We start from the raw sequence: 19,720 nt of genomic DNA on the forward strand, positions 1-19,720 counted from the left end.
CCTATCCGGGCCGGACGTTGCCGTGTGCCGGCCAGCGCCGGTGGTGCTGGTCGATGACGAAGTGGTGGCCGTGCCGCCAGCCGCCGGCGGCCGGGCGGGCGTTGCTGAGGTGGGGGTGGTCCGGCGGCAGGTCGGCGTGGACGTGGTCGAGTTCGTCCGCGTCGCGCGCGGGCCAGAGTGCGGTGGCGGCCGCCGCGGCGGCGAGTGCGACGGCGCCGAGTGCCCCGGCGGTGGCCGGCAGCCCGGCGCCGGCGGCCAGCCAGCCCGCCAGCGGGTAGGTCAGCAGCCAGCAGGAGTGGGAGAGGGAGAACTGCGCGGCGAAGGCGGCCGGCAGGTCGGCGTCGGCCGCGGAGCGGCGCAGCACGCGGCCGCCCGGCGTGAGGACCGCCGAGCAGGCGGCGCCGATCGCGGCCCAGGCGGTCAGCACCGCGCCCCAGGACCAGGCGCTCGGGGCGGTGGCGGTGACGGCGGCCACGGCCGCCAGGACCACGGGCAGGGCGAACGCGGCCGGGAGCATCACGGCGCGGTCGCCGATCCGCCCGAGCAGACGCGGCAGCAGGAGGGCGGCCAGGATGGAGCCCGCGCCGTACGCGCCGAGTGCGAGGGAGAGGGCTCCGGCGGGCCGGTGGAAGTGCTCGCGGACCAGGACGACGGTGTTGACGAAGACGATGGCCCCGGCGGCGGCGACGCCGAGGTCCAGGGCGAGCAGGGCCCGCAGGCGGGGGGTCGCCCAGAACAGGCGGGCGCCGAAGCCGGCCTTGGCGTAGACGCCGCCGGCGCGCTCGACGGGCACCGGCTTGGGCAGCACGGCGGAGAGCACGAGGGCCGCGGAGGCGAGGAAGCCGGCGGCGGTGCCGACGAACAGCCAGTCGGCGGAGACCACGGCCAGCAGCCCGGCGGCGAGCGCGGGGCTGAACAGGCTCTCCAGGTCGTAGGCCAGCCGGGACAGCGACAGCGCCCGGGTGTAGTCGCGCTCGGCGGGCAGCACCTCCGGGATCGTGGCCTGGAAGGTCGGCGTGAACGCGGCGGAGGCGGCCTGGAGGAGGAAGACCAGGGCGTAGACCTGCCAGACCTGGGTGACGAACGGCAGGCTGAGTGCGACGGTCGCCCGGCTGAGGTCCATGGCCACCATCAGGGCCCGGCGCGGAATCCGGTCCGCCAGGACGCCGGCGAGCGGAGCGATCGTGACGTACGCGACCATCTTGATCGCCAGGGCGGTGCCGAGGACGGCCGAGGCGTGGTCACCGGCGAGGTCGTAGGCGAGCAGGCCGAGCGCCACGGTGGCCAGACCGGTGCCGACCAGGGCGACGATCTGGGCGGTGAACAGGTGGCGGTAGGTGCGATTGCGCAGGATGGCCGGCATACGGTCCGTCCCCGGGTCGGCGTCGTGCGGGTACACCGACATCGTAGCCAACATGTGCGTACCTGTGCACATGATTGCGGGCAGGCGGGCAGGCGGGCAGGCGGGCAGGCGGGCAGGCGGGCAGGCGGGCAGGCGGGCAGGCGGGCGCCGCGACGCCCGGAGGCGGCCCTTACGACACTCTGATTTGCCAACCCTTTACACTCCTGTAGAGCCGGCGCCCGGTCTCCCGACCAGGCCGCCGCCGAACCGACCACCCTCTTCGCAGTGAAGGAGTCGCGGTCCCCGCGATGGACGAACCTCCCAGTTCTCACCGTGCTGTTCCCGCCCGGACGACCTCATCCACCGGGGCGGGGGTGGCACGGTGACCAACGTCCTGCTGCTGCTCCTCGCGCTGGTGCTCACCGCCGCGTGCGCGGTCTTCGTCGCGGCGGAGTTCTCCCTGACCACCGTCGAGCGGGGTGCCCTCGAACGCGCCGCCGAGGCCGGTGAGCGCGGCGCCGCGACCGCGCTGAAGGCCGCCCGGCGCCTCACCTTCCAGCTGTCCGGCGCCCAGCTGGGCATCACCATCACCAGCCTGGTGATCGGCATGGTCGCCCAGCCGTCGGTGGCCGCGCTGCTGCACGGCCCGCTGGAGGCCCTGGGCCTGCCGAGCGGCGTGGTGAACACCGTCGGGGTCCTGCTCGGGGTCCTGCTGTCCACCGTCGTGCTGATGGTCGCGGGCGAGCTGGTGCCCAAGAACTGGGCCATCTCGCGCCCGCTCGCCGTGGCGAAGGTGGTGGCCGCGCCGCAGTACTACTTCTCGGCCGCGTTCTCGCCGCTGATCGGGCACCTCAACAACTCCGCGAACCACGTGGTGCGGCGGCTGGGCCTGGAGCCCGCCGAGCACCTCGCCTCGGCCCGGACGCCCCAGGAGCTGGTCGCGCTCGCCCGGCACTCCGCCCGCGCGGGTGCGATAGAGCCCGACACCGCCGAACTCTTCGTCCGCTCGCTCAACCTGCGCGAACTGACGGCGGAGAACGTGATGACCCCCAGGGTCGACGTCCGGGCCCTGGAGGAGCACGCCACGGCGGCCGACGTCGCCAACCTCACCCGGGCCACCGGCCTGTCCCGCTTCCCGGTCTACCGCACCAACCTCGACCAGGTCGTCGGTGCGGTCCACATCAAGGACGCGCTCACCGTCCCCGCCGACCGGCGGCATCTGCACCCGGTGGCGAACCTGATGACCGAGCCGCTGCTGGTGCCCGAGACGCTCACCGTCGACCGCCTGCTGGACCTGCTCCGCGGCGAGGAGACCATGGCGGTGGTCATCGACGAGTACGGCGGCACCGCCGGCATCGCCACCCTGGAGGACATCGTCGAGGAGGTCGTCGGCGAGGTCGTCGACGAGCACGATCCCGCCGAACTGCCCGACCTCATCGACCTCGGCGAGGGCCGGGACGGCCGCCACCGCTGGGACGCCGACGGCATCACCCGCACCGACCAGCTCGACGCCGTCGGACTGCCCGGTACCGAGGGGCCGTACGAGACCCTCGCCGGGCTGATCGCCGAGCGTCTCGGCCGCATCCCCGTCCCCGGCGACATCGTCGAGACCGACGGCTGGACCCTCCACGTCACGGCCGTCGCGCACCACGTCGCCGAACGTGTCCGGATCTCCGGGCCGGCACCCGACGCCGACGCCCCGGCGGACTCCGGTCCGACCAGCGGCCCGACCGGCGGCCCGACCAGTGGCACCGGACGTCGCCCGGAGGAGAACCGATGACCGCCGTCCAGCTCGTCATCGGACTGCTCACCCTGGTGACCAACGCCTTCTTCGTCGGCGGCGAGTTCGCCCTCATCTCGGTGCGGCGCAGCCAGATCGAACCCCGCGCGGAGGCCGGCGACCGGCGTGCTCGCACGGTGATCTGGGGGCTGGAGCACGTCTCGGCGATGCTGGCCACCGCCCAGCTCGGCATCACCGTCTCCTCGCTGGTGCTCGGCGCGGTCGCCGAACCGGCGATCGCCCACCTGCTGGAGCCGCCATTGCACGGCGTCGGCGTCCCGGACGCGCTGATCCACACGATCGCGTTCGTCGTCGCGCTGACCGTGGCGACCTACCTGCACATGCTGCTGGGCGAGATGATCCCCAAGAACATCGCCCTGGCTGCGCCGGAGAAGGCCGCCTACCTGCTGGTGCCGCCGCTGGTCGGGGTGACGCGCGCGGTGCGGCCGATCGCCTTCTCCATCAACGCCCTGGCCAACCGCATCCTGCGTCTGCTGAAGGTCGAGCCCAAGGACGAGGTGGCCTCGGTGTTCACCGAGGAGGAGCTGGCCCGCATGGTCAAGGACTCGTCCGACGCCGAGCTGCTCAGCGACCGCGACACCGAACTCCTGCGGGACGCACTCGAACTGGGCTCCCGTCCGGTCTCGGAGGTCGTCACCCCGCGCGAGGAGATCGTCTTCGCCGGCCCCGGTGCCACGCCCGTCGAGCTGGAGCAGCTCGCCGCCCGGACGGGGTTCTCCCGCTTCCCCGTGCTGGACGCGGACCGGACGGTGCTCGGCTACCTGCACATCAAGGACGCGCTCGAACAGGACGGCGCCCGCGACCGGCCCTTCCCGGCCCGCGCGCTGCGCCCGATCGCCCGCGTCCCCGAGTCGACCCCCCTGGACGACGTGCTGACCGCCATGCGCCGCTCCGGCACCCACCTGGCCGCCGCGATCGCCGCCGACGGCACCGCCTCCGGCCTGGTCACCATGGAGGACGTCCTCAAGGAGCTGGTCCGCCCGGCCCCCGCGCGGCAGTAGCGGGGCCGGGGGCGGGTGGGGAAGGCCCGCCCGCCCCCGGTGGCCCGAACGACGACAGCCCGCCCCGGTCGGAACCGGGGCGGGCTGTCGGGTGTCCGGCGACTCCGCGGTGCTGCTGTGGTGTGCCGGACGGTGTGGTGTGTCGGATTCGGCGCGGCCTACTGGACGGCCGCGGTGGCCCGGGCGGGCGCCTGGGCGGTGGCGGGCCGGGGCTTCAGCACGCGCTCGGCGAGCTCGCCGAAGACGAGGCCGAAGGAGGTCCACAGCACCAGCTGGATGGCGAGGGCCGCGAGGCGGAACTGCCACAGCAGGGTGGCGGGGAACTCCTCGGGGACTTCGTCGACGGCGGGCAGCAGGGCGTAGGCCAGGCCGACTGCCAGCACGAAGCCGGCCCCCGCCGCGACGGCCGCGTACCAGGTGCCGAGCCGCGGCACCAGGCGCTTGCCGACGATCACGGCGGCCACCGCGAGGAGCACCGCGAGCAGCAGCATCAGGAAGTACAGGACGGTGCGCTTCCCGATGGTGTCGGGGTCCCCGACGGACGGCGGGTTGGCCGGGTACTTGACGAACGGCACGAGGTAGACGGTCACCAGCGCGCCGAGCGACAGGACGATCGCGGTGGCGCGGGCGCCGAAGCGCCCGATCCGGCCGAGGGCGAAACAAAAGGCGAGCGAGGCGACCCCGCCCATGGCGACGGCGAACAGGAGGATCCCGGTCGCCAGGCCCGCGGTGGACTGCAGGGACCGGCTGACGAGCTCCGGCTCCATGTCCATGCCGTGGTGGGCGGAGTGTGCCTCCTCGAAGGCGATGGCGGAGTCCACGTGGGACTCGCCGAGGAAGTAGGCGGTCAGGAGCGCGAGCAGGCCGGCCACGAGGCCGGCCAGCATGCCGCGCACCAGCAGGGATCTGACGGTGGTGGAGTTCACGCCGGTGCTTCCTCGTCTCAGTGGCAGGGGAAGCCGAGCAGGTGGCGTCCGTCGTGGACCCACTCGTGGACGTTCTCGCCGGAGATGAGGGAGGTGGCGCCCTGTTCGGCGCCGACGAAGTAGAGCAGCACCAGCATCAGGATGCCGAAGAACGCCGCCCAGGGCAGGACGGCCCGCACGGGGATGGGGGCCGGAGCCTCACCGGTGGCGGGGGAGAGCGGGGTGGCGATGGACGAAGCCATGGCTGAACCTCCTTGGGGAAACTCGCGTCCCAATCGATGGAGCACAGACGACGGCTCGGGGTCTGACTCACCGTCGGCCCGCACGCCCTGGTCTGGGGGTACGGTGCCGGGCGGCATACAGTGGCGCGACCGTACCGGAGTCTCACCGGCTTCCTCGCACCGTCGTCACAACGCCCGCGACCGTACCGCCTGGCGGGCGAGCGGCCAAGGGCGTGCGCCGAAGCCGGGGGCGCGAACCCGTCCGCCGGGGCGGGAGCGACGGCGGGCGGGTTCGCGCCTACGCGGGGCGGGTGGTGGACGAAGGGGTTCCAGGATGACGGTACGGGTGATGTTGATCTCACCGGCGCCCGGTACGGCGCTGCGGACGGCACGGTTCGACGACGGATCGGGCCTGGACGCCCGTGGACTCGACGCCGCGCGGTCGGCGGCGGGCACCCTGCCGCTCTCCGGTCACGTCCTGGTGTCGCCGTCGCTCCGCTGTCGGCAGACCGCACAGGCCCTCGGCCTCACCGCCTCGGGCGAGGCGCCGGTCGGCTGGGCGATGGGCGCGTGGCGCGGCAGGACGCTCGACGAGGTGGCCGCCGAGCAGCCGGACGCGGTGGCCGCGTGGCTCGCCGACCCGGCCGCCGCGCCGCCCGGAGGGGAGTCGCTGGCCGGGCTGTGCGAGCGCGCCGCCGGGTGGCTGGACGCGCTGGCCGGTGGCGGCGGGCGCGTGGTGGCGGTGGTGGAGCCGGAACTCGTCCGGGCGGCGGTGGTCCATGCGTTGGGGAGTCCGGCGACGGCCTTCTGGCGGCTCGACGTCCCGCCGCTGACGGCCACCGAGCTCAGCGGGCGGCTCGGCCGGTGGAACGTCCGCCTGGGCGCCGGCCTCGGTCCGGTTCCGGACGGCGGCGGGGCGGACGCGGACGGCGGCGCCGGCCCGGGGTGAGGCCGGCCCGGGGTGAGCCCGGGCCCGCCCGGGCTCACAGGGCGGCGGCCACCCGGTCCGCGGTGCGCAGGGTGACGGCGGCCAGCGTGAGGGTCGGATTGGCGGTGCCGCCGGTGGGGAAGACGGAGGCGCCGACGACCCACACGCCGGGGTGGTCGTGGGACTGCCCGGCCTCGTCGACCACCGAGGTGAACCGCTCGGTGCCCATCCGCATGGTGCCGATCACATGGCCCGACCCCTTGTACGCCAGGCTCGGCTGCAGCGGACCCACCTCCTCGGCGCCGATGGTCGACTCGATGTGCTGCCAGAGCCTGCGGGCGACGCTGTGCCCGTAGGCGAGCGCCCGCCTGGAGTAGTCGTCCAGCTGGTAGCTGAGCTTGGGCCGGGGCTGGTCGAGGCTGTCCCGCTCGTCGGAGAGGGTGACCCGGTTGGCCGGGTTCGGCAGCTGCTCGGTGGCGTAGCTGAACCGCAGCATGCGGGTGACGCGGTGGTTCACGGCCTGCTGGAGTTCGCTGCCGGTGCGCAGGATCCGTCCGCCTGCGCCGTCCCAGAGGAGCCGGTCGACCGCGGCCTCCGGGGACTCGGTGCGCCCCCAGCCGTCGTTGCCGACGGTCAGCCGGAAGGCCCCGTTGTTCCTCCGGAACGGCCCGTCGCGGAAGTCCTCGATGCCGAGGATGGTCTGCGGGCCCCGGAACGGGAACAGCGGCTCGGGGAAGAGTCCGACCACCTCCTCGGTGGGGTGGTCCATGAGGTTGCGGCCGACCTGGTCGCTGGTGTTGTCGAGACCGGAGACGAGCCAGAGCTTCGGCGTCTCGACGGCGTTCAGCGCCAGCACCACCTGTCGGGCGGTGACCCTCTGCTCGATCCGGTCGGCCGTGTTCCAGTCCTTGAACGCGACGATCGGGGTGCCGCCCTGGCGCCGGATCAGCCTGGTGACCACCGAGGCGGTGCGGAGTTCGACGCCGAGCTTGTCGGCCCGCCGGAGGTGGTGCCCGGCGTCGTACTTGGCCCCCGAGGGGCAGATCGGCAGACAGCTGGAGTGGCCCTGGCAGGCGACGCGACCCTGGTAGTCCTCGGAGTTGCGGGCCTGCGGCGTGGTGATCGGCGTGACCCGGACGCCGTCGATGGGCGCGATGCCGTGCAGCGCGGCGCGGACCCGCTCGTCGCCGTAGCTGGGCGCGATGCCGGGCATCGGGAACTCCGCGCTGCGCGGGGTGTACGGGGCCCATTCGGTGCCGTTGCCGGAGACCCCGAGTTCGGCCTCGGCCCGGACGTAGAACGGCTCCAGCTCGGCGTAGTCGAACGGCCAGTCCACGCCGCGCCCGTACCGGCTGCCGAGCCGGAAGTCGCTCTCCAGGAAGCGCGGGCAGTTGCCGCGCCAGGCCCAGGTGCTGCCGCCGGTCATCCGCTGGAAGCCGCTCTTGAAGAGGTCCGGCCCGTTCTCCACGTAGTAGCGGTTCATGGTGACCGGATCGCCCACGCCGTCCGAGGAGGCGGCGACGCCGAGCGCGTTGTTGGGCAGTGCGGCGTACGGCGAGGGCACGCCCTTGGTCGGGGAGAGCTGGTAGCTGTCGACGAACCTGGCTCGTTGGATGCTGGTGACGGGGTTGTCGCCGGCGTCGAGGATCAGGACGCGGGCCTCGGGCCGGGCGGTCTTGACCTGCCAGGCGGTGAGTGCCCCGGCGACGCCGGCGCCGACGATGACGAGGTCGTAGTCGAAGTCCATGGCGGTGGGTTCCTCCGCTCGGTCAGGGGTGTTCGGTCCAGTAGCCGTACCCGCTCGGCGCGGGGGGCGTGGGGGCGGCGGACCCGGGATGGGCCTGGATCACCTTCCAGACCAGGCCGGACCGGTACTGCTCGGGGGTCTCGGGGCCGTCCGTGCTGCCGTCCGGGCGAAGGAACTGCCCGGTGTACCAGACGATGACGGTGGCGCGGGCCGCCCGCGCCAGGGCGGTGTCTCCGTCGAGGGCGGCCTTGAGCTGCGCGCCGGGATCGGGGGAGGAGGCGGCCTGCTGCCACGCGGTGACGAGCCGGCCGAGGTCGGCGGGGTAGGCCCGCTCCAGCCGCTGCCGGAAGGCGTCGGCGAGCGGGCCGTCGAGGGCGGGCTCGCCGGTGAGGTGTTCGGAGAGTGTGCGGAAGTCGGTGCTGTCGATCATGGTCGGGTGGCCTCTCCCCGGTCACCGCCCGGCGAGGTGCCTCGCGGGGGTGGGTCGTGGTGGTGATGACGGTGCGGTCGTTGCTCCGGACGGCGTACGGGAGGGCCTGGCCGGAGCCGACGGCCGACGGACCGCACGCGTGGGTCCTGGTGCCGGGCGGCACGGGTGCGACTGCTGCCCGATGACGTCCGACGGTGCTGTGTAGTCGAACTATGCCCGCCGTCGGGTCGCCCGGCGAGCCGGTGGACGGTGGCCGCCGGACGGGCGGCGGGTTCGCGACGGGACCGCCTCGCCCGATCGGGGGAGAGGGGCCGTGCGCGCGGTGCCCGGGGACGAGGCGGTCGTCGGCGCCCCGCGGCGTCGGGCCCGGGCCCCGGGGTGGCGGGGGTGGTTTCGGCCATCGCCGGGCGAAGCGGCGCAGAACACGGTCTTGCCGGGACGGGCGGGGCGGCTGTTCGATGGCGGCATGGTCCGACGCGAGCTCGTTCTGATGACCGATCACAGCTCGACCGAGGGCAGCCGGGAGATCCTGTCCACCGCCGTACGCGCGCTCACCGGCAGAGCGCCCGTCCTGCTCGATGCGCGGCACTTCATGACCGGCGGCACCGGCCGGATCTCCGGCGTCGGTACCGGTGCCGACACCGGTATCGGCAGCGGTACCGCTGTCTCCGGTGCGGGCGGAGGACTGTGTCTGGAGGTGCCCGGCGAGGGCTGCGCCGTGACGGCCGAGGCGGTGATCGTCTACGAGATCCCGCCGCACCGGCGCCGCGACTTCGAGGCCTGCCAGCGGCTGCTCCGCGCCCACGGTGCCCGCTCGCTCGGCACCGGCGTCGACGCCTGGCGGGCGGCCACCGAGAAGGACCGCACCGTCGAGCGGTTCGTCCGGGACGGCGTCCCGCACATGCCCACTGTCGCGTTCTCCCGGCCGAGCCCGGAGGCCGCCGCGGAGGCGTTCGACCGTCTCGGCGGCGACGTGTGGGCCCGGCCGACCGTCGGCATGGGTGGCAACGACGTCTTCCACGTCACCACCGGTGCCCAACTCACCGCCGCCGCCCGCTACTACGCCGAGGCGGGGGTCGACTGGCTGATCGCCCGCGACGCCCGGAACTTCACCGCGGCCGGCCGGCGACACCAGTACCGGGTGGTGGTGCTCGACGGGCGGGTGGTGCGCGCGGTGGAGCACGTCCAGCCTGACCCGGACGCGCCGTGCAACGAGAGCCGCGGCGCCGTCTCGACCGTCCTGGCCCAGAACGAACTCCCGGCCGGGCTCGCTGAGTTGGCCATCTTGGCGACCAAGTCCCTCGACCTCCCGCTGGCCGGCGTGGACCTCGCCGCCGAGAGCGGCGGTGTGGTCTTCGAGGTGAACGTCCACCCGCAGTTCGGCACCGTCGGCGGCCTGGAGTCGGTCGCGGTCCCGTACGTGGCCGCCCACCTCGCGGCGGCGGGGTAGGGGAGCGCTGCCGGCCGCTCCGGTGCGGGCCGGGGCGGCCGGCTGCGCCTCCGTCACCGCGCCCGCCTTTGCCTCCGTCACCGCGCCCGTTTCCGCCACCGCGCCTGACTCCTGCGGCGCGGGTCCGCGCCTGAGACCGGGCCCTGGTCGGAGGCGGGCGCGCGCGGGTACTAGACTCGGCACAGTTGTGCAGGCACCTCGTTCGGTGAGGCGTCGCCACGGACACAGGCCACTGACCCCACGACGTCGAGAGACGCCCAGGTTCAGGACAGGTCTCCCCGGCCTAAGGGGTGACCCCAAGTGGCTGCACCCCCGGGTGCTACGCCGTGGCGTGCCAAAGCTCTGACGAGATCAGGGGTGCCCACCCGTTCCCGCGGGGCTCGTGTGCCCTCGACCGTACGGCGTGGTTCGTTCCCTGATGGCCCGGTTACGGCGACCCGGGGGACGGGCGCCCCGACGGCGAGGAGGTGAGAGCTGTGGATTCCAGTAGTCCGGGCCGAAGTCGGCCCTGCCCCGGCACATCCCCCTCTTCTCCTGGCCCCCTCGCACCGGGCCCCACTTCTCCGGGCCCCACTTCTCCTGGCCCCACTTCTCCTGGCCCCTTTTGCCCTGGCCCCCGGCACCCCTCCTCCCGTACCGCTCCCGCATCCCGCCGCCGTACCGCCCGTCGCTGACGACGGGCCACCAGGCGGCCGGGCGCCGTGCGCGGTGGAGGCCGGCCGGGCGCCTCCCCCCCCCCCACCCGCCCAGCTCCCGGCGACCCCGGTCCCGGGGGAGCGGCTGACACCGAACCGTGGAGGTACCCGCCATGTCCGACTGGCGTGTGCGCGCCGTGCGCGCGAGCAAGCGTCCGTTCTCCCGCTCCGACAGCACCGCCCACGGCGGCGAAGCCCAGCCGGCGCCCGAGCACTCGATGGACCCGAGGCCCGACCAGCCCGCCGAGCCCGTCACGCTGGAGCGCTCCGTCGTGGAGGCGGCCGTCTACCGCGACGGCCGCCGGGTCGAGCCGCCCGTCAGCCTGGCCGACATCTACCGCCAGCTGCCCGGCAAGCCCGGCACGATGGCCTGGATCGGACTGTTCCGGCCCGCCGAGGCGCAGCTGTTGGAGGCCGCCGAGCGGTTCGATCTGCACGAACTGGCGGTCGAGGACGCCATCGTGGCCCACCAGCGGCCGAAGCTGGAGCGTTACGGCGACACGCTGTTCGTGGTGCTGCGCGCGGCCCGTTACCTGGACGACGTGGAGGAGGTCGACTTCGGCGAGGTCCACCTGTTCGTCGGCCCGGACTTCGTCCTCACCGTGCGCCACTCGCAGGCGCCGGACCTGTCCGCCGTGCGCAGTCGGCTGGAGGCCGATCCGGAGCTGCTGGCGCTCGGTCCGGAGGCGGTGCTGTACGCGGTGCTGGACGCCGTGGTGGACGGCTACGCCCCGGTGATCGCCGGGCTGCAGCACGACATCGACGAGATCGAGACGGAGGTGTTCGGCGGCGACCCGCAGGTCTCCCGGCGCATCTACGAGCTCTCCCGCGAGGTGATCGAGCTCCAGCGGGCCACCCGCCCGCTGCTGGAGATCATGAAGAGCCTGGAGGCGGGCTTCGGCAAGTACGGGACCGACGACGAGCTCCAGCGCTACCTGCGCGACGTCGCCGACCACGCCACCTACGCCGCCGAGCGCGTGGACGGCTTCCGGCAGATGCTGCAGAACATCCTCACCGTCAACGCGACGCTGGTCTCGCAGCGGCAGAACGAGGAGATGAAGCAGCTCGCCGAGGCCGGACACGTGCAGAACGACGAGATCAAGAAGATCTCCTCCTGGGCCGCCATCCTCTTCGCGCCGACCCTGATCGGCACCGTCTACGGCATGAACTTCGAAGCCATGCCCGAGCTCAAGTGGGCCTTCGGGTACCCGTTCGCGATCGGTCTGATGGCGCTGGTCTGCACCGGGCTCTACCTGGTCTTCAAGCGGCGCAACTGGCTCTGAGTCACGTCCGGGGGGGCCGCCCTGCCCCCGGCGTCCCGCCCGTCCGTCAGTGTTGCCCGTCCCGGCCGGCCGGCTCTGTGGTCGGGGTCGCCGTGGGGGCCGGTGGCCGGGCGGCGTCCAGGACGAGGGCGAGCAGCCGTTCGACGCGAGCCTCCTCCTCCGGGCCCCGGCGGGTGGAGGTGACGGCGATTCCGAGCGTCAGCCGGAGGAGGTCGGCGGGGGACAGGTCCGGTCGGGCCGAGCCGTCCCGCTGGGCGCGGGCCAGTACGGCGGCGGCCGCGTTCTCGATCCGCCGGTGGCAGTCGTCGGTGCCCGGCGCGTCGGGACCCTCCAGCAGCAGTGCGCCGCCGAGGCCCTGGTTGACGCGGGCGTGGGCGACTAAGGCGCGCAGCCAGGTGGCGAGCGCCCGGCCGGGGGGCCGGCTCGCCGCGAGCTCCTCGGCCCGGGCACAGAGCCGGTCGACGCGCTCCTGCAGGACGGCCGCCAGCAGGGCCGCCCGGGTGGGGAAGTGCCGGTAGAGGGTGCCCGGTCCGACGCCCGCCCGGCGCGCGATGTCGTTGAGTGAAGCCTCGGGCCCCGACTCGCCGAACGCCTCGTGGGCGGCGGCGAGCAGGAGCTCCCGGTTGCGGCGGGCGTCGGTGCGTTGAACTGCGGTCATGTGTCGGGATCCTCGCCCTCGGTCCTGAGTGGGTGGCCCGGACCGGTTCTGATCGGTAGTCAAACGGAGAAGTGCTCCGTATTGTAGGACGAGGTGAACCGGAGAACCTCTCCGGAAAGCCTGCCTGCCTGCCTTCGGCCGGTCCGGGAGCCCGAGCCCCCGGCCGAGTTCGACACCATTGCGAGGAGTACCGATGACGGACGACGCACGGAACGGTCTCGGTCGGGTCGGGATCTGGACCTTCGGTTTCGAGGGACAGTCGGCCGGCCGGGTCCGCGAGGCGGCCGCGGAGATCGAGGAGACGGGATACGGGGCGATCTGGTTCGGCGAGGCGTTCGGCCGGGACACCGTGGGCCAGGCCTGGTTGCTGCTGTCGGCGACCCGGCGGATCACCGTCGCGTCCGGCATCGCCAACATCGCCTTCCGCGACCCGATCGCCACGGCGACCGCGACCCGTACCCTCGGCGAGGCCTTCCCGGGCCGGTACCTGCTCGGCCTCGGTGGTCACCGGGTGGACGACACCGTCCACGAGGTCGACGGCTATCCGATGCCGGCCCGCGGGCGGGCGGTGGCCACCATGAGCGCCTATCTCGATGCCATGGACGCCGTGCCCGCGCACGGTCCGGTGCCGGAGCCGGCACCGCGCCGCGTCCTGGCCGCGCTGGGACCGCGCATGCTCGAACTGGCCGCCGACCGCACCTGGGGCGCGCACCCGTACTTCGTCCCGGTCGAACACACCGTCAAGGCCCGGGCGACGATGGGCCCCGACGCCTTCCTCGGCGTCGAGCAGGCGGTCGTCCTGGACACCGACGCGGTCCGGGCCCGCGAGGTGGCCACCGCCCACGTCGCCGGCTACGTCGCGATGGCGGCCCACCAGCAGGCGAACGTGCGACGGCTCGGCTTCGGCGACGAGGACATCGTGGGCGGCCCCAGCCGCCGCCTGGTCGACGCGATCGTCGCCCATGGTGACGTCGACGCGATCCGTCGCCGCGTCCGCGAGCACCTGGACGCCGGCGCCGACCACGTCTGCATCCAGGTCCTCACCGCGGACCCGGCGGCGCTGCCGGACCGCGAGTGGCGCGAGCTCGCCCCGGCCCTGCTGCACTGACACCCGCCCGAGCCCCGGCCGTGCCCCGCCCGCGCCCGGAGCACTGCGCCGGGGAGGGGAGGGCCGGGGCCGAGCGCCCACCGGGAGGTGGTGTCGCCGGGGTGCGGCCCCGGGGCGGTCGGAGCCTCGTGGCGGGGGTACGTCGGTCGGACCCCGACCCCCTCCCCGTGGCGGATCCGGACCCGCCGATCGGCGCATGTCCGGTGCTTGGTGTGCGTGCTAGTTTCCGGGCCATGGGATCACGGGGGGCACGTGCGGCCGCGGCACAACAGGCGATCGAGGGCGTAAGGGAGTTGGCGGGAGCGGGGCTGACGGCCGAGGCCGTGTTCCGCCGGGCCGACGACCTGCTGCGTGAGGTCCTGGAGTACGACGCCGTCTGCTGGCACACCGCCGACCCGGCGACCGGGCTGGTCAACTCCGTGCTGAGCGACGACCTCAGCCTGGACTCCTTCGCGGACGCCGTCCGGCTGGAGGTCTGGACCGACGACCCCGCCACCTTCCCCAAGATCCGGCGCAGCGGGGTCCGGGCCGAGACGCTCAGCCGGGTGACCCGGGGGCTGCCGGGGCGTGCCGTCCGCTACCGCGAGCAGATCGTCCCGGCCGGATTCGGAGACGAGCTGCGCGCGGCGTTCGACGCGCACGGCGGGATGTGGGGCTGCGCCGCGTTCATGCGGGCCGCCGACCGCGGCCCCTTCCCGGCTCGCCAGCGCGAACTCGCCGACACCGCGGCCCGGCACCTGGGCAACGCCCTGCGGGCCTGCCACCTGCCGCCGGGCGGCGAGGCGTTCGGCGCGGTCGGGGCCGACGCGGGACCGGCCGTCGTGGTGCTGGGCGCGTCGAACCGGCTGCTCGCCCTCTCCGGCCCGGCCGAGGAACTGTTCTCCCGGCTCGCGGACCCCTCCCGCACCTCGCTGGGGCTGCCGCTCGCCTTCGCGATGGCGGCCGAGCAGGCCCGCCGGACGGCGCGCGCGCTGCCGGTGCCCCAGTCGAAGATCCGCATCCGGGCGGGCGACGGCCGCTGGTACGTGCTGCACGCCTCGCCGCTGCAGGGCTCGGCGGCCGGTGAGGTGACGGTGGTGGCGTCGGCGGCCACCCCGGCCGACGCGATGCCGCTCTACCTCTCCGCGTACGGGCTGACCGCGCGCGAGCGGGAAGTGGCCCTGCTGCTGGTGCGCGGCTGCGACACCCGGGAGGTCTCGCGGCTGCTGGCGATGAAGCCGTACACCGTGCAGGACCACCTCAAGGCGGTGTTCGCCAAGGCCGGGGTGGCCAGCCGCCGCGAACTGATCGCACGGATCATGCTCGGCGGCGGAACCTGACGAGCGCGTCGGGGGCGAGGGTCGGGAGGCGTCGCCCAGGACCCGGTCGGCCGATGCCCGTTTGACAAGTCCCCTTGCCGGACCGGCAGATTGGAGCATGGCCGACCACTCCCACGACCGTGCCCACGCCACCGCCCACGCGACGGCCCGGACCGCCGCCCCGGCCCGCGCCGGCGACGCCGCCGCCGCCGACGACGACCTCGCCGCCGTCCTGACCACGGTGGGCCCCCGGCTGCGGGCGTTGCGGCGCGAGCGCGGCACCACCCTGGCCAGGCTGAGCGCGGTGACCGGAATCTCCCTCAGCACGCTGTCCCGTCTGGAGTCCGGTCAGCGCAAGCCCACCCTGGAACTGCTGCTGCCGCTCGCCCGGGAGTACCGGGTGCCGCTGGACGAACTGGTCGGCGCCCCGGCCACCGGCGACCCCCGGGTGCACGCCCGCCCGTTCACCCGCGGCGGCCAGACCTTCATCCCGCTCACCCGTCACCTCGGCGGACTGCACGCCTACAAGCAGATCATGCCGCCGGGTCACGGCGCCGGCCCCGACCTGGAGCCGCGGGTGCACGAGGGCCACGAGTGGGTCTACGTGCTGGCCGGCCGGCTGCGCCTGCTGCTCGGCTCGCGCGACCTCGTCCTCACCGCCGGGGAGGCCGCGGAGTTCGACACCCGGACCCCGCACGCCTTCGGCAACGCCGGTCCGAACGCGGTCGAGTTCCTCAGCCTGTTCGGGGCGCAGGGCGAGCGCATCCACGTTCGGGCGCGGCCGGGAACCTCCGTTCGTTAGCTGACAGCGGGGATTCCGAACCGGGCCCCGCGAGGCCGTTCGGAGGGGGCCCAGGGATGAGTGTCGAGGAGAGCGCGGGGAGCGGCACGGGTGGCGGTTCGGCCGGAACGGGCCGGGGCGCGACTGCGGGTCCGGGCACGGTCGACGCTGTCGAAGGCGGTGCCGGAGCCGGTGCCGGAGTCGGTGCCGGCGCCGGCCTCGAAGCCGGTGCCGATCCGGTTGCCGGTGCCGCCGACCCCGACCCCGACCCCGCCCGCGGCACGAAGGGCCGGACCCACCGGGCGGAGCGCAGGAAACGCCCGTTCTGGCAGGAGCTGCCGATCCTGGTGGTCGTGGCCCTGCTGCTCTCACTGGGCATCAAGGTCTTCTTCGTGCAGGCCTTCTCGATCCCCTCGGGGTCGATGCAGCACACCCTGGAGAAGGGTGACCGGGTGCTGGTCGACAAGTTCACCCCGTGGTTCGGCGCCACCCCCGAGCGCGGTGAGGTGGTGGTCTTCCGCGATCCGGGCGGCTGGTTGGACGAGGCGCCCGCGCCGTCCGGCAACTCTGTCGTGCAGGGCGTCAGGAAGGCCCTGAGCGTCGTCGGCCTGATGCCCTCGGAGGACGAGAAGGACCTGATCAAGCGGGTGATCGCGGTCGGTGGCGACACCGTGGAGTGCAACGCCGGCAGCCCGGTGCGGGTGAACGGCGTCGCGCTGGACGAGCCCTACCTCTACCCGGGGGCGACGCCCTGCGGCGACGCGCCGGCGGGCACGGTCAAGGTGCCCAAGGACCGGATCTGGGTGATGGGCGACCACCGCAACGACTCCCGCGACTCCCGGTACCACACCAATGAGCCCGGGGGCGGCTTCGTCCCCGTGGACAACGTGATCGGCCGCGCGTTCGTCGTCGCCTGGCCGCTCGGGCACTGGGACACGCTCCCCGTCCCCGACACCTTCGACCGGAAGGCACTGGACGACCAGAACGCGAAGGGTGGGCAGCAGGTGGACCAGCAGCCGTCGGGCGGGCCCGGGGCGCTGGAGGAGCTGCCGGCCCCGGAGGCCGCCGCGCTCGCCGCGGCCGTCCCGTTCGCGCTCTGGCGCCGCCGCCGCACCGCCGAGGGGCACGGGCGCCGGGACGCCACCCGGGAGTCCTGAGGCGCAGCCCTGCGCGGCCCGTCCCCGGGGGAACCGGGATGACGGCTGCGCGCGAACTGTACTGCGGCCGGTGCGGTGGCAGCCGGTGGAGCAGCGCGCTGCTCCACCGGTCGACGCGCACTCCCGGTGGCCTGCGCCCGGGGCCATGGCCCACGCCGCCGCCCCGGTGGACGGCGGTCCGTCGGGCCGGCCGGGCCGGCCGGGCCGTCCTATGCTGGCGGGATGACTGAGCTTCCCGGCTTCCCCGCGCTGCTGGCCCGACTGCTGGACCACCGGGGCCTGGACCTCGCCGAGCTGACACGTCGGGCGGACGTCGCCGGGGCGGAGCCGACCGCGGTGGCGGCCGGCGGCGCGCCGGATCCGGCGCTGCTGCGCCGTCTCGCGCCCGTACTCGGCCTGGACACCGCCGACCTGTTCGAGATCGCGGCGCTCCCGCTGCCGGCGGACCTGGCGCCGGTCGGTGGGATGGTCACCACCTCGATCGTGAGCGTGGTGCGGTTCGGCAAAGCGCTGCCGGCGGACCGGCGGGCCGAACTGCGCGCCTTCGTCGCGTCCCTGCCGCACGCCCGACAGGTGGGACGGATCGAGGGGCTGCCGGCCTCGGCCCCGGCCCCGGATCCGTCGTCCGCCGGGAACCTGCTGATGCGGATGGTCGCGTCGCGCAACCTCGGGTGGACCGGCACGGCGAAGATCTTCCACCAACTCACCGGCCGCTACTGGATGTCCGACGCCTACGGTCGGATCGCCTCCGGTGCCCAGGAGCCGACCCCGGAGCTGGTCGCCGACTTCGCGACCGTGCTGGGCCTGCCGGCGGGTGACCTCGCGGCGCTCCTCGGGATGCCGCTGCCGCCGCAGGTACCCCGACCGGACGACGCGGTGGCGGACGCCGCCCTCCTGCTCAGGGATCTGCGGCGGCTGGGCGTCGAGCAACTGCGTGAGGCGGAGGACCTGGCGAGGCGGCTGCCGGTGGCCTGACCCGCCGGGTTTCCGGTCAAGACTCTCTACACGGCTGTAGAGTCGGCCGGGTGGGCTGGACGCCCGGTCGCACGGCCGTTCCGTCGGGGAGCCGTCGACCGCACCGGAACGGGAGGGCGCAACCGTGGTGGAGGGTCGGGGCATGCCCGTACTCGAAGGCGAGTGCGGCGGGCGGGTCGGGCCGGGGCGAGGCGACGTCGGACGCGGCGAACCCGGACTGGGCCAAGGCCCGGTGGACGACGAGGTGGAGTGGGTCTACCAGCCGGTCGAGGTGCACTTCGACGACGGCACGTGGGCGCTCGGGCGGATCAGCGGGTGGTGGCAGGACGCGGGCGGGCTGCGCTGGTGCCGGCTGCGGGTGGCGCGGAGCGGGCGTCCGGCCCGCTGGGAGCCGTTCGACCCGGCGCGGGTGGTCCTGCTGCCGGTCGGCGGACTCTGACGGTCCCGCCGGGCGGCCCGCGGCGCCGAACCGGCCCGCGGCGCCGAACCGGCCCGCGGTGTCGGACCCGCGCGCGGCGCCGGCCGGTCCGGGCAGGCCGGGGGTCCGGGGGCCACTTGATAGGAATTGGCCCTGGGCACGGGCCGTCGCACCGGCCGAGGATGGGCGGCATGAGCGACTTCGACAGCGCGCTGCGCCCCGAGAGCCGGATCGTCCACCCGCCCGTCGAGGAGGTGACCGGCAGCCGCCCGCTGGGGGTGCCGCTGCACCAGAGCCACCTGTTCGCCTTCGAGGACAACGACGCCATGACGACCGCGTTCGGCGGTCCGGACCAGGCGTTCTTCTACAACCGCTTCGGCAACCCGACGGTCCGTTCGTTGGAGAAGGCGGTCGCCGGGCTGGAGGGCGGCGCGGGCGCGATCGCCACCGCCTCCGGCATGGGGGCGATCAACTCCGTGCTGCTGGCGCTGCTGAGCTCCGGCGACCACGTGATCGCCCAGCGGAGCCTGTACGGCGGCACCTTCGCGGTGCTCGCCGACCTGGCCCGGCGCTGGGGCGTGGAGGTCACCCACGTCCGGGGCGACGACCCGGCCGAGGTACGGGCCGCGCTGCGCCCCAACACCCGGCTGCTGCACCTGGAGACGATCTCCAACCCGACCACCCGGGTCACCGACCTGCCCGGGCTGATCGGGGTCGCCAGGGACGCCGGGGTGCTCAGCGTGGTGGACAACACCTTCGCCACCCCGCTGCTCTGCCGGCCGATCGAGCACGGCGCCGACATCGTGGTCCACTCGGCCACCAAGTACCTCGGCGGCCACTCCGACGTGCTGGCCGGCCTGGCCGTCTTCGCCGATGCCGAACTCCACCGCACGGTCTGGGAGTACGCCGTCGAACTGGGTGCCTCGGCCGACCCGCACAGCGCCTGGCTGACGCTGCGCGGCCTGCAGACCCTGGGCCTGCGGGTGCGCCGGCACTGCGAGAGCGCGCTCGAACTGGCCGGCCGGCTGGCCGCCCACCCGGCCGTCACCGCCGTCCACTACCCGGGGCTGCCCGCCCACCCGGACCACGAACTCGCCCGCCGCCTGCTGCCGCAGGGTCACGGCGGTGTGCTCGCCTTCGACCTGGCCGGCGGGCGCGAGGCGGCCCGGACCTTCACCGAGTCGGTGCGGCTGGCCTCGCTCGCCCCCTCGCTCGGTGGCGTGCACACCCTCGTCCTGCACCCGGCCAGCACCTCGCACCGCCAGCTCGACGACGGGGAGCTGGCCGCGGCCGGCATCGGTCCCGGCACCGTCCGCGTCGCCGTGGGCATCGAGCACCCCGAGGACCTCTGGGCCGACCTCGACCAGGCGCTCGCCAAGCTCTGAGTGCGCCGGGGCCGGTCGTCCGGCGGGGCCACGCCGACGGGCGCCGTCGCGAGGATCCCGGGGAGCGGGTCCGGCCCGGCGCTCCCGGCGGCGGCCGCGGTGCTCGCGGCCGCCGC

At 74.4% G+C, this 19,720-nt stretch carries 18 protein-coding genes and 2 riboswitches; of the genes, 12 read left to right on the plus strand and 6 right to left on the minus strand.

Going from position 1 to position 19,720, the window contains the following annotated elements; translation table 11 throughout:
* Window position 1 precedes the first annotated feature (1 nt).
* Window positions 2-1,363, minus strand: coding sequence for an MFS transporter (locus tag AB0J08_RS19610; RefSeq protein WP_360635498.1), 1,362 nt, complete (start codon window positions 1,361-1,363; stop codon window positions 2-4).
* A 361-nt stretch (window positions 1,364-1,724) separates the two neighbouring features.
* Between AB0J08_RS19610 and AB0J08_RS19615 the strand changes: the two genes are divergently transcribed.
* Together AB0J08_RS19615 and AB0J08_RS19620 are read left to right on the plus strand one after the other, a co-directional pair.
* The gene (locus AB0J08_RS19615; protein WP_360635304.1) at window positions 1,725-3,122 is read left to right on the plus strand and encodes a hemolysin family protein; all 1,398 of its coding nucleotides are present in this window, start codon (window positions 1,725-1,727) and stop codon (window positions 3,120-3,122) included.
* Window positions 3,119-4,144 (plus strand): hemolysin family protein, encoded by a 1,026-nt coding sequence (locus AB0J08_RS19620; protein WP_360635307.1) that lies wholly within the window; start codon window positions 3,119-3,121, stop codon window positions 4,142-4,144. Before AB0J08_RS19615 ends, AB0J08_RS19620 begins: the two co-directional genes overlap by 4 nt.
* A 158-nt stretch (window positions 4,145-4,302) precedes the next feature.
* On the opposite strand, the gene AB0J08_RS19625 is transcribed toward AB0J08_RS19620, so the two are convergent.
* Both AB0J08_RS19625 and AB0J08_RS19630 read right to left on the minus strand, forming a co-directional pair.
* Entirely contained in the window at window positions 4,303-5,070 is a 768-nt protein-coding gene (locus AB0J08_RS19625) for a CbtA family protein (RefSeq protein WP_360635310.1), read from the minus strand.
* 17 nt (window positions 5,071-5,087) lie between these two features.
* Window positions 5,088-5,312: a CbtB-domain containing protein gene (locus AB0J08_RS19630; RefSeq protein ID WP_360635313.1), complete on the minus strand. Its 225-nt coding sequence runs from the start codon at window positions 5,310-5,312 to the stop codon at window positions 5,088-5,090.
* A 60-nt stretch (window positions 5,313-5,372) separates the two neighbouring features.
* Window positions 5,373-5,466: riboswitch (cobalamin riboswitch) on the minus strand.
* Between the two features lie 159 nt (window positions 5,467-5,625).
* Here AB0J08_RS19630 and AB0J08_RS19635 point away from each other — a divergent pair.
* Window positions 5,626-6,240, plus strand: a complete 615-nt coding sequence (locus AB0J08_RS19635; protein ID WP_360635316.1) for a histidine phosphatase family protein — start codon at window positions 5,626-5,628, stop codon at window positions 6,238-6,240.
* Between the two features lie 34 nt (window positions 6,241-6,274).
* Here AB0J08_RS19635 and AB0J08_RS19640 read toward each other — a convergent pair whose 3' ends face one another.
* Together AB0J08_RS19640 and AB0J08_RS19645 are read right to left on the minus strand one after the other, a co-directional pair.
* Complete coding sequence (locus tag AB0J08_RS19640; protein WP_360635319.1) at window positions 6,275-7,966, minus strand: GMC family oxidoreductase; 1,692 nt, start codon at window positions 7,964-7,966, stop codon at window positions 6,275-6,277.
* Between the two features lie 22 nt (window positions 7,967-7,988).
* Entirely contained in the window at window positions 7,989-8,396 is a 408-nt protein-coding gene (locus AB0J08_RS19645; protein ID WP_360635322.1) for a sugar dehydrogenase complex small subunit, read from the minus strand.
* A 490-nt stretch (window positions 8,397-8,886) separates the two neighbouring features.
* Here AB0J08_RS19645 and AB0J08_RS19650 point away from each other — a divergent pair, with 490 nt between their 5' ends.
* On the plus strand, window positions 8,887-9,846 hold the full coding sequence (locus AB0J08_RS19650; protein WP_360635325.1) for an alpha-L-glutamate ligase: 960 nt from the start codon (window positions 8,887-8,889) through the stop codon (window positions 9,844-9,846).
* Between the two features lie 190 nt (window positions 9,847-10,036).
* Window positions 10,037-10,210: riboswitch (M-box (ykoK) riboswitch) on the plus strand.
* A gap of 444 nt (window positions 10,211-10,654) precedes the next feature.
* Window positions 10,655-11,824, plus strand: coding sequence for a magnesium and cobalt transport protein CorA (locus AB0J08_RS19655; protein ID WP_360635328.1), 1,170 nt, complete (start codon window positions 10,655-10,657; stop codon window positions 11,822-11,824).
* A 46-nt stretch (window positions 11,825-11,870) separates the two neighbouring features.
* Here the strand turns inward: AB0J08_RS19655 and AB0J08_RS19660 are convergent, their stop codons facing one another.
* Window positions 11,871-12,482 (minus strand): helix-turn-helix domain-containing protein, encoded by a 612-nt coding sequence (locus AB0J08_RS19660; protein WP_360635331.1) that lies wholly within the window; start codon window positions 12,480-12,482, stop codon window positions 11,871-11,873.
* Between the two features lie 193 nt (window positions 12,483-12,675).
* Between AB0J08_RS19660 and AB0J08_RS19665 the strand changes: the two genes are divergently transcribed.
* From AB0J08_RS19665 to AB0J08_RS19695, 7 genes are all read left to right on the plus strand, one after another.
* Window positions 12,676-13,590 (plus strand): TIGR03620 family F420-dependent LLM class oxidoreductase, encoded by a 915-nt coding sequence (locus AB0J08_RS19665; protein ID WP_360635334.1) that lies wholly within the window; start codon window positions 12,676-12,678, stop codon window positions 13,588-13,590.
* Between the two features lie 233 nt (window positions 13,591-13,823).
* The gene (locus AB0J08_RS19670) at window positions 13,824-14,909 is read left to right on the plus strand and encodes a helix-turn-helix transcriptional regulator (RefSeq protein ID WP_360635337.1); all 1,086 of its coding nucleotides are present in this window, start codon (window positions 13,824-13,826) and stop codon (window positions 14,907-14,909) included.
* 97 nt (window positions 14,910-15,006) lie between these two features.
* The gene (locus AB0J08_RS19675; RefSeq protein ID WP_360635340.1) at window positions 15,007-15,690 is read left to right on the plus strand and encodes a helix-turn-helix transcriptional regulator; all 684 of its coding nucleotides are present in this window, start codon (window positions 15,007-15,009) and stop codon (window positions 15,688-15,690) included.
* 56 nt (window positions 15,691-15,746) lie between these two features.
* Window positions 15,747-16,826, plus strand: a complete 1,080-nt coding sequence (gene lepB / locus AB0J08_RS19680; RefSeq protein WP_360635343.1) for a signal peptidase I — start codon at window positions 15,747-15,749, stop codon at window positions 16,824-16,826.
* A gap of 222 nt (window positions 16,827-17,048) precedes the next feature.
* Complete coding sequence (locus tag AB0J08_RS19685) at window positions 17,049-17,801, plus strand: hypothetical protein (RefSeq protein ID WP_360635346.1); 753 nt, start codon at window positions 17,049-17,051, stop codon at window positions 17,799-17,801.
* A 142-nt stretch (window positions 17,802-17,943) separates the two neighbouring features.
* Window positions 17,944-18,240, plus strand: a complete 297-nt coding sequence (locus tag AB0J08_RS19690; protein WP_360635349.1) for a hypothetical protein — start codon at window positions 17,944-17,946, stop codon at window positions 18,238-18,240.
* Window positions 18,241-18,410: 170 nt separating this feature from the next.
* Complete coding sequence (locus tag AB0J08_RS19695) at window positions 18,411-19,604, plus strand: aminotransferase class I/II-fold pyridoxal phosphate-dependent enzyme (protein WP_360635352.1); 1,194 nt, start codon at window positions 18,411-18,413, stop codon at window positions 19,602-19,604.
* The last annotated feature ends 116 nt before the right edge of the window (window positions 19,605-19,720 follow it).

Source organism: Kitasatospora sp. NPDC050463 (genome assembly GCF_040655255.1).
In the GTDB taxonomy this organism is placed as follows: domain Bacteria; phylum Actinomycetota; class Actinomycetes; order Streptomycetales; family Streptomycetaceae; genus Kitasatospora.

Bases quoted from the DNA above. Each gene is read 5' to 3' on its own strand.
- AB0J08_RS19610 (WP_360635498.1), bottom strand. From the start codon at position 1,363: ATGCCGGCCATCCTGCGCAATCGCACCTACCGCCACCTGTTCACCGCC.
- AB0J08_RS19620 (WP_360635307.1), top strand. From the start codon at position 3,119: ATGACCGCCGTCCAGCTCGTCATCGGACTGCTCACCCTGGTGACCAAC.
- AB0J08_RS19630 (WP_360635313.1), bottom strand. From the start codon at position 5,312: ATGGCTTCGTCCATCGCCACCCCGCTCTCCCCCGCCACCGGTGAGGCT.
- AB0J08_RS19635 (WP_360635316.1), top strand. From the start codon at position 5,626: ATGACGGTACGGGTGATGTTGATCTCACCGGCGCCCGGTACGGCGCTG.
- AB0J08_RS19640 (WP_360635319.1), bottom strand. From the start codon at position 7,966: ATGGACTTCGACTACGACCTCGTCATCGTCGGCGCCGGCGTCGCCGGG.
- AB0J08_RS19645 (WP_360635322.1), bottom strand. From the start codon at position 8,396: ATGATCGACAGCACCGACTTCCGCACACTCTCCGAACACCTCACCGGC.
- AB0J08_RS19650 (WP_360635325.1), top strand. From the start codon at position 8,887: ATGACCGATCACAGCTCGACCGAGGGCAGCCGGGAGATCCTGTCCACC.
- AB0J08_RS19655 (WP_360635328.1), top strand. From the start codon at position 10,655: ATGTCCGACTGGCGTGTGCGCGCCGTGCGCGCGAGCAAGCGTCCGTTC.
- AB0J08_RS19660 (WP_360635331.1), bottom strand. From the start codon at position 12,482: ATGACCGCAGTTCAACGCACCGACGCCCGCCGCAACCGGGAGCTCCTG.
- AB0J08_RS19665 (WP_360635334.1), top strand. From the start codon at position 12,676: ATGACGGACGACGCACGGAACGGTCTCGGTCGGGTCGGGATCTGGACC.
- AB0J08_RS19670 (WP_360635337.1), top strand. From the start codon at position 13,824: ATGGGATCACGGGGGGCACGTGCGGCCGCGGCACAACAGGCGATCGAG.
- AB0J08_RS19675 (WP_360635340.1), top strand. From the start codon at position 15,007: ATGGCCGACCACTCCCACGACCGTGCCCACGCCACCGCCCACGCGACG.
- lepB (WP_360635343.1), top strand. From the start codon at position 15,747: ATGAGTGTCGAGGAGAGCGCGGGGAGCGGCACGGGTGGCGGTTCGGCC.
- AB0J08_RS19685 (WP_360635346.1), top strand. From the start codon at position 17,049: ATGACTGAGCTTCCCGGCTTCCCCGCGCTGCTGGCCCGACTGCTGGAC.
- AB0J08_RS19690 (WP_360635349.1), top strand. From the start codon at position 17,944: ATGCCCGTACTCGAAGGCGAGTGCGGCGGGCGGGTCGGGCCGGGGCGA.
- AB0J08_RS19695 (WP_360635352.1), top strand. From the start codon at position 18,411: ATGAGCGACTTCGACAGCGCGCTGCGCCCCGAGAGCCGGATCGTCCAC.